Origin of the sequence: Cupriavidus alkaliphilus, from assembly GCF_014191175.1 — a bacterium.
Lineage (GTDB): Bacteria > Pseudomonadota > Gammaproteobacteria > Burkholderiales > Burkholderiaceae > Cupriavidus > Cupriavidus alkaliphilus.
In genome coordinates this window covers 94,621-108,474 of record NZ_JACHWE010000001.1, presented here as the reverse complement: position 1 = coordinate 108,474, position 13,854 = coordinate 94,621, and the positions used below count along the sequence as shown (strand labels likewise).

General features: G+C 64.6%; 12 protein-coding genes and 1 pseudogene. 4 read left to right on the top strand and 9 right to left on the bottom strand.

The window, feature by feature from the left end:
• Position 1: 1 nt before the first annotated feature.
• Both FHX60_RS00505 and FHX60_RS00500 read right to left on the bottom strand, forming a co-directional pair.
• Positions 2-709 (bottom strand): FadR/GntR family transcriptional regulator, encoded by a 708-nt coding sequence (locus FHX60_RS00505; protein ID WP_183282260.1) that lies wholly within the window; start codon positions 707-709, stop codon positions 2-4.
• A 103-nt stretch (positions 710-812) separates the two neighbouring features.
• Positions 813-2,147 (bottom strand): MFS transporter, encoded by a 1,335-nt coding sequence (locus tag FHX60_RS00500; RefSeq protein WP_112776826.1) that lies wholly within the window; start codon positions 2,145-2,147, stop codon positions 813-815.
• Positions 2,148-2,464: 317 nt separating this feature from the next.
• On the opposite strand from FHX60_RS00500, the gene FHX60_RS00495 reads away from it, so the two are divergent.
• Together FHX60_RS00495 and FHX60_RS27955 are read left to right on the top strand one after the other, a co-directional pair.
• Entirely contained in the window at positions 2,465-3,001 is a 537-nt protein-coding gene (locus tag FHX60_RS00495) for an ureidoglycolate lyase (protein ID WP_183282259.1), read from the top strand.
• Positions 2,937-3,242 (top strand): annotated as a pseudogene (locus FHX60_RS27955) (hypothetical protein); the annotation flags it as partial. The gene FHX60_RS00495 and the pseudogene FHX60_RS27955, both read left to right, overlap by 65 nt.
• A gap of 44 nt (positions 3,243-3,286) precedes the next feature.
• Here the strand turns inward: FHX60_RS27955 and FHX60_RS00490 are convergent.
• Positions 3,287-4,834, bottom strand: coding sequence for a methyl-accepting chemotaxis protein (locus FHX60_RS00490; protein WP_112776829.1), 1,548 nt, complete (start codon positions 4,832-4,834; stop codon positions 3,287-3,289).
• A gap of 165 nt (positions 4,835-4,999) precedes the next feature.
• On the opposite strand from FHX60_RS00490, the gene FHX60_RS00485 reads away from it, so the two are divergent.
• Complete coding sequence (locus FHX60_RS00485) at positions 5,000-5,518, top strand: GNAT family N-acetyltransferase (protein WP_183282258.1); 519 nt, start codon at positions 5,000-5,002, stop codon at positions 5,516-5,518.
• A gap of 46 nt (positions 5,519-5,564) precedes the next feature.
• Here the strand turns inward: FHX60_RS00485 and FHX60_RS00480 are convergent, their stop codons facing one another.
• The 5 genes from FHX60_RS00480 to FHX60_RS00460 form a co-directional block, all read right to left on the bottom strand.
• Positions 5,565-6,386, bottom strand: a complete 822-nt coding sequence (locus tag FHX60_RS00480; RefSeq protein WP_112776831.1) for an enoyl-CoA hydratase/isomerase family protein — start codon at positions 6,384-6,386, stop codon at positions 5,565-5,567.
• Positions 6,383-7,645 (bottom strand): CaiB/BaiF CoA transferase family protein, encoded by a 1,263-nt coding sequence (locus tag FHX60_RS00475; protein WP_183282257.1) that lies wholly within the window; start codon positions 7,643-7,645, stop codon positions 6,383-6,385. Before FHX60_RS00475 ends, FHX60_RS00480 begins: the two co-directional genes overlap by 4 nt.
• A 59-nt stretch (positions 7,646-7,704) precedes the next feature.
• On the bottom strand, positions 7,705-8,670 hold the full coding sequence (locus tag FHX60_RS00470) for a Bug family tripartite tricarboxylate transporter substrate binding protein (RefSeq protein ID WP_183282256.1): 966 nt from the start codon (positions 8,668-8,670) through the stop codon (positions 7,705-7,707).
• 61 nt (positions 8,671-8,731) lie between these two features.
• Complete coding sequence (locus tag FHX60_RS00465; protein WP_116600813.1) at positions 8,732-9,670, bottom strand: LysR family transcriptional regulator; 939 nt, start codon at positions 9,668-9,670, stop codon at positions 8,732-8,734.
• Positions 9,671-10,589: 919 nt separating this feature from the next.
• Positions 10,590-12,104, bottom strand: coding sequence for an aminoacyl--tRNA ligase-related protein (locus FHX60_RS00460; RefSeq protein WP_183282255.1), 1,515 nt, complete (start codon positions 12,102-12,104; stop codon positions 10,590-10,592).
• A gap of 704 nt (positions 12,105-12,808) precedes the next feature.
• Here FHX60_RS00460 and FHX60_RS00455 point away from each other — a divergent pair.
• Entirely contained in the window at positions 12,809-13,039 is a 231-nt protein-coding gene (locus tag FHX60_RS00455; RefSeq protein ID WP_183282254.1) for an OST-HTH/LOTUS domain-containing protein, read from the top strand.
• A 100-nt stretch (positions 13,040-13,139) separates the two neighbouring features.
• On the opposite strand, the gene FHX60_RS00450 is transcribed toward FHX60_RS00455, so the two are convergent.
• Positions 13,140-13,814, bottom strand: coding sequence for an Imm52 family immunity protein (locus tag FHX60_RS00450; protein WP_183282253.1), 675 nt, complete (start codon positions 13,812-13,814; stop codon positions 13,140-13,142).
• Positions 13,815-13,854 lie beyond the last annotated feature (40 nt).

The window sequence follows — 13,854 nt, the reverse complement described above, 5'->3', positions numbered from 1 at the left end:
ATCAATCTTCCTTTTCGTCGCCGGTGGGGAAATGCACGCCGGCCCGGCGCGCCGCCAGCATGATGTGGCGCTCCATCGCGCGTTGCGCCTGCTCCGGCTGGCGCGCGGCCAGCGCCTCGATGATGGCGCTGTGCTCGAGGAAGGTGGCGTTGCGCGCGCCGCGCCGGTAGTACGGCAGGCGCTGGCTTTCGCGCATCACCTCGGCGCTTTCGCGCAGGATCTCGCGGATGACCTGGTTGCCGGACACCGTGACGATCAGCGTGTGGAACTCATAATCCAGCTGCGAGGCTTCGTCATAGGCGTCGGCCTCGATCGCCTGCTGCATCGTGGCCGCGTTCTGGCGCAGCTGTTCGATCTCGCCGGCGGAGATGGCCAGCGCGGCCAGCCGCGCGGTCAGGCCTTCCAGCGCGAAGCGCAGCTGGTAGATATCGATCAGCGAATGCGTGGCGGCAAAGCGCCACGGCGGCGTGGCCGCCGCGCTGTCGCCGGCGGCAGTCACATAGACGCCCTTGCCCGGGCGCGACACCACCACGCCCATGCCCTGCAGGGTGGAGATCGCCTCGCGCAATGACGCGCGGCTGATGCCGACCTTCGCCGCCAGTTCCCGCTGCGCCGGCAGCAGCGTGCCTGCCGGGAACGTGCCGTCGCGCACCCATTGCTGGATAAGGCTGACGGCCTGGTTGGCGACGGAGGCGGAAGATCCAGTCATACGTGCGGGGGGACCAGTAAGAGTGAGGCGCAAGGGGCGACGCGCCATGGGCGCGGCGCCGGTTGCCGGAAATTCTAGCCGACAAACCCGCCCGCCCCGCCCCTTACTTGTTGACCAGCCTGGCCGGCACCGAGTACGTCAGCAGCGCGCCGCACAGCAGCACCGCCGCCAGCACGTACATCGCGGCGTCGGTGCTCTGGGTGGCATCCTTGATCAGCCCGATCATGTAAGGGCTGATAAAGCCGGCAAGGTTGGCGAACGAGTTGATCAGCGCAATGCCCGCGGCGGCGCCCACGCCCGACAGGATCGCGGTGGGCAGGCTCCAGAACAGCGGCGACGTGGCCAGGCTGCCGCCGGCGGCCAGCGCCAGCGCGGCGAGCGACAGCGCGGTGTTGTGGCTGAACAGGGCGCTCAGCACCAGGCCCGTGGCCGCGCAGCAGAACGGCACGATCAGGTGCCAGCGGCGTTCGCGCATGCGGTCCGAGCTGCGGCTGACCAGGATCATCGAACACACCGCCACGCCGAACGGGATTGCGGTCAGCAAACCCACGTCCAGCACGCTTTTCACGCCGGTCTGCTTGATCAGCGTGGGCAGCCAGAAGGTCAGCCCGTACTGGCCCATCACCGTGCAGAAGCAGATCATCGTCATTTTCAGCACGCGCGGGTCCGTCACCACGGTACGCAGCGACATATGGGCGGTCTTGTGCGCATTCTCGGCGGCGATATTGCGCGCCAGCAGCGCCTTCTCGTCCGCCGTCAGCCAGCGCGCGGACTCGATGTTGTTGTCCAGGTACCAGAGCACCGCCACGCCCACCAGCAGCGACGGCACCGCCTCGATCACGAACATCCACTGCCAGCCGCGCAGGCCGTTGACCCCGTGCATGGCCTCCATCACCCAGCCCGACAGCGGCCCGCCGAAGATGCCCGAGATCGGGATCGCGGCCATGAACAGCGCCACCATGCGCGCGCGCCGGTGCGAGGGGAACCAGTAGGTCAGGTACAGGATCATGCCGGGATAGAAGCCGGCCTCGGCCGCGCCCAGCAGGAAGCGCAGCACGTAGAACTGCGTGCTGGTCTGCACGAACATCATCGCCGCGGAGATCAGGCTCCACAGGATCATGATGCGCGAGATCGTGGCCTTGGCGCCGATGCGGTGCATCAGCAGGTTGCTGGGCACCTCGAAAAAGAAATAGCCGATAAAGAACAAGCCCGCGCCAAGGCCGTACACCGCCTCGCTGAACTGCAGGTCGGCCAGCATGTTCAGCTTGGCAAAGCCCACGTTGACCCGGTCCAGATAGGCCACCACGTAGCACAGCATCAGGAACGGCAGCAGCCGCCAGGCCACCTTGCGGTACACCGCGTCCTCCCGGGCCTGGGCCTGCGCCTGCGGCACAGCCATGCCATCGGGCCCGGCATGGGCGGTTTCAGTCGGAATCATGGAAGTCTCCCTTGGTTTATTCGCGTCATCGACAAGCTGCAGTCTGATCGCCGCCGGTCGTTAGTCATACCGGTCTGACCAGTAGATGCTGAATGGTAGGGAGGCGCCTGGCCGGTGTCAAGGCGGCGTCAACATGGGGAAAGCCCGGGTTTAACGCGGTTTAACGCGGTTACACGCACGGCCGCCGGTTGCAACGCTTGTGCTGCGCCACGACTTGCTGCAGAATCCGCCTCAACTGGTCAGACCAGTCAAGCCATGCGAAATCGCACGCCGGCATCGGGCCGCTTGCCGCGATTTTCAGTTCAGGAGACTTAGTGATGGAATCCACGCTTGCGCGCAGGGCATCCCCCCGGTTGCGCCTGCATCCGCAGCCGCTGAGCGCGGCCGCCTTTGCGCCCTTCGGCGACGTCATCGAGGCACGCCCCGCCGGCGACCCCAACGCCTTTCCGATCAACGGCGGCATGGTCATGCGCCACCATGACCTGGCCACGGTGGAACTGGGGGGCGGCCGGGCGCTGATCAACCTGTTCGAGGCCCGGCCCTACGCATTCCCGATGGAAATCACCATGCTGGAGCGCCATCCGCTCGGCAGCCAGGCGTTCATCCCGCTTTCGGACCGCCCTTTCCTGGTCGTGGTGGCGCCGCCCGGCGACACGCTGGAGGCCGAGTCGGTCTGTGCGTTCATTACCAACGGCAGGCAAGGCGTCAACTACCGCGCCGGCGTCTGGCATCACATGCTGCTGGCCGTGGACGCGCCCTCATCCTTCGCTGTGGTGGATCGCGGCGGCGATGGCAACAACTGCGAAGAGCGCTGCCTGGCGCAGCCGCTCTTGCTTGAACTGTCAGGTGCCTGACGACGCAAGGCAACGGTCCGGAACCCGCCCTGTGCTGCCTCAGGCAACCAGCTTGCGGATCCGGCGCTCCGAGGCGGCACCAGATCTGGTGGGACTGACGGACATTGCGGACACCGTTGGCATGTCTCGCCAGAACATGCGCAAGCTGATGCTGGGCCATCCGGCTTCGTTTCCGCCGCCGGTGCACGAGGGCGCAAGTTCTCTCTGGCATTTGCGGGAAGTGCTCTCGTGGTCAAACGCTCCGGCGTCGGCAACAAAGTGCGGCGCGGACGTGCACCTCCCCCCTCACGCCACCGCCATCGCCGCCCCGCCCAACCGGAACACCGCCACCGCCTCGCGCAGCGCACGCGCCTGCTCCGCCATCGATTGCGTGGCCGCCGAAGCCTGCTCGACCAGCGCCGCGTTCTGCTGCGTGACCTCGTCGAGCTGGCCGACCGCCGTGTTGACCTGCTCGATGCCCTGGCGCTGCTCGCCCGACGCGGCGGCAATCTCGTTCACGATGCGCGAGACCTGCGCCATCGCCGCCGTCATCTCTTCGATCGTGCCGCCGGCGCTGCCCACCAGCGCGTGGCCGGCCGCGACGCGCTCGACCGCCACGTCGATCAGCGCCTTGATTTCGCGCGAAGCCACCGCGCTGCGCTGCGCGAGCGTGCGCACCTCGTTGGCGACCACGGCGAATCCGCGTCCCTGTTCGCCGGCACGCGCGGCCTCGACCGCCGCGTTTAGCGCCAGCAGGTTGGTCTGGAAGGCGATGCCTTCGATCACGCCGACGATATCGCCCACCTTGGCCGAGCGCTCGGCGATCTCCTGCATGGTGGCGACGACATTGCCCATCACATCGGCGCTGCGCCCGGCGATATCGCGAGCCAGCGCTGTCTGCTGCGAGACCTGCTCGATGTTCTCGGCGTTGGCGCGTACGGTCAGCGTCAGTTCATCCATGCTCGCGGCGGTCTGCTCCAGCGACGCGGCCTGCTGCTCGGTGCGCGCCGACAGGTCGAAGTTGCCGTTCGCGATCTGCGCGCTGGCCGCCGCCACGCCTTCGGCATTGCGCCGGACCAGGCCGACGACATCGGACAGGCTGTGCTGCATGTCGTGCAGCGCCTGCATCAGCGCGGCGATCTCGTCCTTGCCGCGCGTATCGATCGGCGTCGAAAGATCCCCCCTGGCGACGGTCTGCGCCACATTCAGCGCACGAGACAGCGGTCGCGTCAGCGCGCGGCTGAACACCATCGCGCCGGCCAGTCCGCAGACGAATGCGGCAAACATCAGCGCATAGCTAAGCGTTGCAGCGCGGCTCGCGGTCGCAGCCGTCTGCGCCGACACGGCCGCGGCGTCCGCCGCAATGAGTCGTGCGGCTTCCTGCAGCAGCCGCGCCGGCTCGCGATCGACGCCGGCCACGACGCGGTCGCCCGCGGCAGGGTCAAAGTCCGCCGCCTTGAAGGCCTCGAAGCCGCGCCGATAGCCCTCGCCCATGGCGGCATGCGCGCTGGCGAACTGCGCGGCCAGCTCCTTCGACTTGCCATCGGGCAGGCGCCCGGCCAGCACCGCGCCGCGCTCGCGGATCGCCGCCTCGCGCGCCGCGAAGGCGGCCCAGTGCTTGTCCAGCCGCGCCGTCTCGCGACCGCGCAGGATCGTGTTCTTCCACTCCTGGATCTGTTCCTTGAAATCGACGAGCATCGCCGTGACCAACCGCTCCTCCTCGACCCGCTCGAGCACGACATGGTTGTAGTCGTCGAGCGAGCGGTTCAGGGTACTCAGGCCGTACAGCGCGCCGGCGAACATGACAATAAGCGCCGCGGCGAAGGCGAGCGGGAGTTTGACTGCGATCTTCATTACGGATTTCCGATGGGCATGGGGACACGCCAGCGCAGGGGCTGGTATGGCATGGCTCTTATCGGCAACGGGATCCGTAAATTGAGTTACCGCTAGTCGAAGAACCGGCAGGCGTACACTGCGGCGTAACAGGTTCGCACCTGTTTGACCGACCCAGCCCCGCCCATGCCCACGTTCTCCCTGCCGATCCAATCCGACCGCCTGACCCTGTCGCCCTTCTGCGAGAACGACGCGGCCGAGGCCTGGCCCTGCATCACCCCCACGCTCGCCCGCTACATGGAATGGGACCCCGCCCCGTCGCCCGAGGCGTTTCGCGAGGTCTGGCAGGCATGGCTGCCGGCCATGGAGGAAGGGACCGACTTCGTCTTTGCCGTGCGTCGGACCGGCGATGGACATTTCCTCGGCCTGGCGGGCCTGCATCATGCCGACACGCCGGCACCCGAGTTCGGCATCTGGATCCGCGAGGACGCCCACGGGCACGGCTATGGCAAGGAAGCGGTGCTGGCGGTGGCAGCCTGGGCGACGGCCACCTTGCGCCCGGCACGGTTTGTGTATCCGGCCGCGGAGCAGAACTGGGCGAGCCGCCGGATTGCCGAAGCGATGGGCGGCGTGGTGGTGGACCGGCAGCCGGCGCCCAAGTTTGTGCGGGTGGTTTATTCAGTCCCGGTGCAGTCGCAGGCTTGACCGAGCGGCAACTGCGACGGGGCGCGCGCCGCCCCGTAAAGCGGAATCAACGCCCCTGCCACTCCGGCGCACGCTTGCCGACGAACGCGTCCACCCCCTCCCGGAAGTCGTCGCTGCCATAACACTGTCGCACGAGATCATCGGTATCGGCCACCGCCGCCACGGTCTGGCGGCGCAACGACTCCTTGATGACCGTCTGCGTGACCGGCGCGAGCGCGCCGAGCCGCTCGCACAGCTTGGCGACTTCGGCTTCCAGCGCTTCGGGCGCATGCACCCCCTCGAGGAAGCCGCACGCCAGCGCCGCGTCGGCATCGAGCACCTGCGCCAGCAACAGCATGCGCCGCACCGGTTGCAACCCCCACGCCGCGCGCAGCTTGGCCAGGTTCAACGCGGATAGCGTATTGCCCAGCGTCCTGGCAATCGGCACGCCGAAGCGGGCCTTCGGCGTTGCCAGGCGGAAATCGCAGGCGGTGGCAATGGCCAGGCCACCGCCCACCGCCCAGCCCTCGATGACCGCGACCGCAGGCATCGGCAGCTGCTCGACCAGCGCGATGCCCTCGTCGATGCGCGCTTCGTACGCGACCCCGTCATCGCCGCCGCTGAACTGCTGGAACTGCGCGATGTCGGTCCCGGCAACAAAGGCCTCTCCGCCCGCGCCGCGCAGCACCACCACGCGCGCCCCGGCGGTACCCTCCGCGGCGAGCGTGCGGCAATGCGCGGCAAGCTGCCCGTACATCGCCCACGTCATCGCATTGCGCGCGGCCGGGCGGTCGAAAGTGAGCGTCGCGATCCGGCCCTGGCGCGTCAGCGTGACCTGTCCTTCGCCGGGCGGCGTGCCTGCGCCGGTTGCTGCCTGCGGGGCGCTCATGCGCCGAATGCGCCGGCCGCGGCCAGCGACTGCTGTTCGTTTTGCGACAGACCCAGCTCGGCGAGGATCTCGGCGGTGTGCTGGCCTAGCAGCGGCGGCGGGCGCCGCACCTGCTGCGGCGTACCGCCCATCTTCACCGCGAAGCCGATATTGGGCACCTTGCCTTCGATCGGATGATCGATCTCGATGCGCATCTGCCGGTGCTTGCCGTGCTCGCTGTCGAACGCCTGCGGGTAGGTCAGGATCGGCCCGGCCGGGATGCCGACCTCGAGCAGCTGCTCGATCCAGTAGTCGGCGCTCTGCTTGATAAAGCTCTCTTCCAGCGCGCCGATCAGTGCCTGGCGGTTGGCCAGGCGCAGCGCGACGGTGGCAAAGCGCTCGTCCGCAAGCAGGTCGGGCCGGTCGAGCGTACGGCACAGCAACTGCCACAGCTTCTGGTTGGTCGCGCCCATTACGAAGTAGCCATCCGCCGCCTTCATCGCCTGGTACGGCGCGCTCATGCGGTTGGCCGTGCCGAGCGGCTCGGGTTCGCGCCCGGTGCCCCAGTATTCGCAGGTGTCCCACACCGAGAACGCCAGCGCGGAATCGAACAGCGAGGCATCGACATACTGCCCCTTGCCGGTCTCCTTGGCGCCGATATAGGCGGAGAGCATGCCGTAGGTCGCGAACAGCGCGCAGCCGATATCGGCCACCGGCACTCCCGCCTTCACCGGCGCGCCGCCCGGGTAGCCGGTGACGCTCATCACGCCGGACATCGCCTGCGCCATCAGGTCGAAACCCGGCCGCGCGGCCCACGGCCCGCTCTGGCCGAAGCCCGAGATGCTGCAGTAGACCAGCTTCGGGTTGATCCGGCTGAGGGTCTCGTAGTCGATGCCGAGGCGCTTCATCACGCCTGGGCGGTAGTTCTCGACCAGGATGTCGGCGGTTTGCGCCAGCCGGTACAGCACCTCGCGGCCGGACTCGGTCTTCAGGTCCAGCGTAACGCTGCGCTTGTTACGGTTCATGTTCAGGAAGCCCATGCTGTCCGGGCCCTTCATCTTGAACCCCATCGAGCCGCGCGTCTGGTCGCCGCCATCCGGCGGTTCGATCTTGATCACGTCGGCGCCGAGGTCGGCCAGCAGCATGCAGGCGTAAGGGCCGGCCATGACCTGGCTGACGTCGAGCACACGCACGCCGGCCAGCGGCAGGGGCGCCGCGTTGGCCTGGGCGGCCTGGTTGACCTGGTTGGCGCGGGCGCCGGAGTCGCGGAAATCAGTCATCGGTTGCGTCCTGGGAAATTGGTTCGTGCTGCGTGCATCGGTGCGTCGGCGCTCGGCCATCAACTCTCCGCCTTCACGCCGGCGTCCTTGATCACCTTGGCCCACTTGGTCGATTCCGCGGTGATATAGGCGGCGAACTGCTGGTTCGATCCGCCCGAGTCCTCGGCGCCAAAGCTCTTCAGCCGCTCCGCCACGTCCGGCATGACCAGCACGCGGTTGACGTCTTCGTTCAGGCGCTGCGCCAGCGCCGGCGGCATGCCCTTCGGGCCCACCAGCCCGTACCACGACGCCGCGTCCAGGCCCGGGAAGCCCGACTCCGCCAGCGTCGGCACGCCCGGATGGCTGGGCGCGCGCTTCAGGCGCGTCTGCGCAATCGCGATCACCTTGCCCTGCTGGATAAAGGGCGTGGCCGCGGTCATGGTGTCGAAGGCATAGTCGATCTGGCCGCCGAGCAGGTCCGCCACCAGCGGGCCCGAGCCCTTGTACGGCACGTGCACCACGTCGATCTTGGCCTGCATCCGGAACAGTTCCAGCGCCAGGTGCTGCGCCGAGCCGATGCCAGACGAGCCAAATGAAATCTTGCCCGGGTTCTTGCGGCACAGCGCCACGATGTCCGCAACCGTGCGCACCTTCTGTTCCGGACGGCAGGTCAGCATATTCGGCGTGACCCCGACCATCGAGATCGGCGTAAAGTCCGCGCGCGGGTCGTACCTGACGTCCAGCAGCGCCGGCGCGATCGCGTGGCTGTTGACATGCGCCATCAGCAGCGTGGTGCCGTCGGGCGGCTGCTTGGCCACATATGCCGCGGCAATGGCGCCGGTGGCGCCCGGCTTGTTCTCCACCACCACGCTGGTGTTCCACATGACGCCCAGCTTCTGCCCGATCACGCGCGCCAGCACGTCCGTGCCGCCGCCGGGGGCAAAGCCCACCACGATGCGCACCGGCCCCGCCACATTTGCCGCGCGCGCCAGGCCCGGCACCGCCAGTCCGGCCGCCGCCGCCAGAAGAAATTGTCTGCGCCGCATTGCGTGTCTCCTCTCATCGTTATGGAGCCATCTTCCGCAATGCCCCCGCCCAGGGCTATCGCTATTTTCGGGATTCAGGTTTCGCGTTTTGCGCAAGCACCTGCAGCACGCTCAACGCCGCCGACGACAGCGCCCCCTCCGGCCGATGGCACAGCACAAAATGCCGCACCGCCCACTCCCCCGCGATCGGCAGGCGGACAAAGCGGCTGCCGCCCGCCACCTCGCGCGCGATCGCCTCCGGCATCACTCCGCCCCCCAGGTTCTGCGCCACCAGCGCCGCGATGCTGTCGAACCCGCTCACTCGCATGCGCATGCGCAGCAGCCGCCCCGCCTCCTCCGCCAGCCGCTCCAGCCCGACCGAGATCGCCGAGCTCTCGCCCAGCACGATCAGGTCGCAATCCAGCACGTCCTCCGTCGTCACCTTCTTGCGCTTCGCCAGCGCATGACCGCGCGCCACCACCAGCACCAGCCGGTCGCTGCGATACGGCGCGGTCGGCAGGTCGACCACGCCCAGGCTGCCCTCATAAATGCCGATGTCCACCGTGCCGCGGCGCAGCGACTGCTGGACTTCCTGGCTGTTCATTTCCTGCAGGTCGATGCGGACGCCCGGGCATTCGGTGGCGCAGCGCAGGATGTCGAACGGCAGGAACTGGATCACGGCCGACTTTGGCGCCGCCACCCGCACCACGCCCAGGTCTCCGCCGAGGAACGAAGCGGCGTCGTCCTGCATGCGCTGGACGGTGTGGGTGATGCCGCGGGCATGGGCCAGCAGGGCTCGTCCGGCTTCGGTGCAAGCCATGCCGTGAGGCAGCCGCTCGAACAGGGCGACACCGAGCTGGGATTCGAGCTCGAGGATGCGGCGGGAGGCGGCGGCGGGGGCCAGATGCAGGCGCTCGGCGCCGCGGGTGATGCTGCCCTGGTCGGCAACGGCGATGAAGAGCTGGATGGTGGTGAGGTCGAAATGGAGGCGGGGATTGCGTGAGGGGGCGGGGGACGTCACGGTGGATTGCGCTTTAGGCGTTTCGTTACAGGGGGACGAGTTGCCAACGGAAATGGATGTAGCCCTTACGGCCGCCCTGGAGTCAGGCACCGTATGACACCCCGATTTTCGCGTTGAGAAGCACGGTGTGCAATTGCGGGTTTCCCGCGCCAAACAGCCTGGAGGGAAGGGTTATTCGAAATACTCACTGAAAGGCTCGAAAGGCAAGTTGCAAGCAACTCATGATGCGTTGCAGATCAAGATGTGTGATCCACGATTCCACCGGCTCATGAAGGAGCACTTGACCGACGAGGGTCGCCACTACGGATATTTCCAGGCAGTGCTCAGCCACTTCGGAGTACGTGCTGAAGATCGGCAGCGTCAGGCAGCCAGCCGATCGCCACATCTCTCTTACAGTATTTGTTTCAGCATGAACAGGAATCCGTGTTCGATCCCCAATTGCTTGAATCTGTTGGACTCGGCCGCAATGAGGCAATTGAAGTCCAGCGTCAAACGCCACAAAGTAGAAGTGCCATGCTGCGTGAGGAGCGTGCGAGGCAGCGCATTCATATCAATCCAAAGGATAGAACGCAGGATGAGAAAAATTGGTGTTTCCCTGTCGCGTGCGCGACTAGTAAAGCGTGCGAATGAAGTAGTTCGCAAGAGCATTGCCACGCTCGAACTGATAGGCGTAGTTATGAGAATCGCCAGCTTTGGCGTAGTCAGCTGGTCGGGTTCAAATAGCCCATTCCTAGTCGTTTGGCTGGTCAACACAGTCGACGCCACATTGCTCACATGGTGCGCGATGCTCAAGAGGGACAAAGCCTACACGTTCCTCAATAGCTTCTGGTTGCTTGTTGGGACTATCGGCATGATCCGTGTATGGGTTAGCGTCACGTGACCACACTTGGACTATTCGCTAAGGCGCTTGATTTGCACCTCAGTACGCTTTAGCGATCACAACCTTGCTCGGTGTCGGCTTGCCGGTGAAGATGCACTTCGCGTTTGTACGGTCCAATGCCAGTGGAACACATCGGATGGTTGCACCAAGCTCGGCGAGGATAATCTGAACCTTCTCAGACGATTCAGCCTCAATGTCCATCGGGCAGACTGCCCAACCGAACGGCGCCCGCGTCCCAATGGCATCTTGCAGCGCGTCGAGCGTATCAGCCTTACGCATCAGCGAGGACTGCAAGGCTCTTGCACGCGAAAGCAAGGTTGACTGAATACTGGTGAGCAGGCGCGGCACTTGTTCGCCGAGATCGGGCAACGCGATGCTTTCGGCCTGGAATCCCTCGCTTAGACGACTGACGATGGAGACCGTGTTGCGCTCTATCTCTCGCTTGCCGACCTGCAGGATCAGCGGGACACCATCCTTGACCGCCTGCCAGAACATGGCGCCAGGGCGTCCTTCGACTGCAAGCACCTCGACGCGCACGCACAAGCCGGCCCAGCACAGCCCCTGCAGTGCTGGTTTCAGCCGAGAGGCGATGAACTCTTGCACCTGCCCCAAGTCGTGTGGGTTCGAGGCGATCGCGATGATGCGTACCTGTGCAGGTGCCACTCGCGGTGGCAGGACCAGTCCATTGTCATCGGAATGCATCATGATCATGCCGCCGATCATCCGGGTCGACATGCCCCATGAGGTCGTCCACGCGTGCTGCCTGGCCTGCCGCGCATCCATGAACGTGATGTTGTAGGCAAGGGCGAAGTTCTGACCCAGGAAGTGCGCTGTGCCCGCCTGCAGGGCCTTGCCATCCTGCAGGATGGCCTCGATGCAATAGGTGCATATGGCCCCGGGAAACCGCTCGAGCGGCGTCTTCTCGCCCTTTATCACCGGAAGGGCCATCACATCCTCTGCAAAATCCGCGTAGAGATCAAGGATGCGGCGGGCCTCGGCGTTCGCATCGCCGGCATCGGCATGCGCGGTGTGTCCTTCTTGCCAAAGAAATTCTGAGGTGCGCAGGAATACTCGCGTACGCAGTTCCCACCGCATGACGTTGCACCACTGATTGATCAGCAGCGGTAAATCGCGGTATGACGAGATCCATCTGGCGAAAGCCTCACCAATGATAGCCTCGCTAGTTGGGCGTATTACGAATGGTTCGTCCAGACGCGCGTCCGGTGACGGCACCAGGTGAGCGCCGTCAGACACCAGCCGATGGTGCGTGACGACCGCACACTCCTTGGCGAAGCCGCTGACATGAGCTGCCTCTCGCTCCAGGTACGACAGCGGAATCAGCAGAGGAAAGTAAACGTTCTTGTGGCCCGTAGCCTTCAGTGCAACGTCAAGAGCTTGCTGCATCAACTCCCAGACGCCATATCCCCAAGGCAAAATTGTCATGCACCCGCGGACCGGAGCGTGCTCGGCCAGCTTGGCGGCCCTGACGACTTGTTGATACCATTCGGCGAAATTTTCCGCTCGAGTAGGAGAAATAGCCATCGTCGGTTTCATGATGCTCAATCCCGTTCCGATTGATTCAAGACTCCGATATTCACGGAAATGGCAGGCTCCAGTCAATCGCAGGCGAGATTAGAAACTAGGAAATTCCTGATGACGGTGAATTCGAGCCGAAACTAACAGAGTAGTTCCGGCGCTCAAGCCGGTGTAAAAATCGCTTAACATAAATTATCCGGTTCAGTGCTTGTATATAGCGCTGCGCCCATTTTTATTACTCTCCGGCCACTTAAAAAGTAGTGAATCGGATTTGAGTTTCCCGAAAGCGACGGAAATATCAACCGGTTACTTTGGCGCTAACATGCTGCTGAGGAAACGCGTCGCCCTGCCCGTTAGCATGCCGCTTAATACTGGTTATGCCGAACTCCACTGCTGTAGCACCACGAATGGTCTCGCTGCGAAATGTGATCGGCCGCGATATCACGCCAACGCTGCATTCATTCGACAGCCGGCCCAGCCATTTGCGAACCTTCTGTTCGTGCGTGCCTCCATCCGTACTCTGACGACGTCATCGAGGCTGCAGCCTGCTTGGGCCAGCGCACGGCAATGCAAAGACGCCACAAGCCCTTCGCAATGCCAGTGACCAGTTCTTTGAATGGGTACCGGCGGCCACTTCGGCGGCGGAGACCGCCGCCGAAGTGCCAACGCAAGCGAAGTCTGAGCCCCCGAAGCCAGCCATACCCAAACGGCGCCCAAGGTTCGTGGTGAATGCCATCAGCCTCCTTGCGAGCAACACGTCAGAAGGGCGCGTCCATCTCAGCGCGCTGGGACAGTACCTCAACTCTTCTCCTGCCACCTACGGTCACTCTGGCTTGGTGGATATGTTGAAAACGTATGACCTGCTGGCGCTCAAGCGGGAGACAGGTGGTCACTACACCGTGGGACTGCAGAAGCCGGATTTAGCGAAGCAACGGGTTAACGACGATGGCTAGAGGTCGGCGTACCGGGGAAGGAGGTCTTCGTCGACAAGCCGCCCCCACTCCTTCAAAGTAGGACGGCACGATCATCTGGCATTTCCGTCCCTGCCACCCTCTACAGATCGATGTATCTCGGCAGCAAATCCTGATCAACAAGCCGAACTTCAATGGCATTGGCCGACCTGACGTGCTCCGGGTCAGTTCCTGAGAAGTGCCCGTCGGTTAAGCTCACGACAATCGTTCCCATCTGCTTGTTGTTCTCGTCCAGCACGCCGACCAGGGCACGCGCTTCCGGGACGTGCTGATCCGTGAGGATGGTGGGCAGATAGATCATCCAGCCCACCCCGGGGCGATCTGGGAAGACACGTTCATACTTCTGTGTATCGATGGTTGCGACTAGCGGGTGCCAGATCTTTACCGCCTCAGTCAAGACCTTGCAGACCGTGGTCCAAGAACCCAATCGACTCGCTGGAGGCTTAGACCCTAAGGTAAGACTCAATGCCGACGCTGCACCGTCAGCGCGATCAAAGTAGTAAGAAATGGATGCACCTTGCGATTTCGCCAGTTGCCCATTCCATATGACAAACGTTTTTATGACATCCTCCCCTTCCTGCTCTTGGGCCAGGACCGACAGTGCGGCCGTGGTGGGGCCTTGGCTGTCGAAGACCAAGTATCGGTAAGAGTCGTCTTTCGTGTTCCCTGCCAACAACCACGCGGATTCAGCGAGCAGCGCGTCTTGTGTCCCCAGGAATCGCGTCAGCTTCTGCACCAAGGACAGATGGTCTTTCAAAGTGAGTCGTGGGTCCTGTGAGAACCTGAACCGCAGCTTC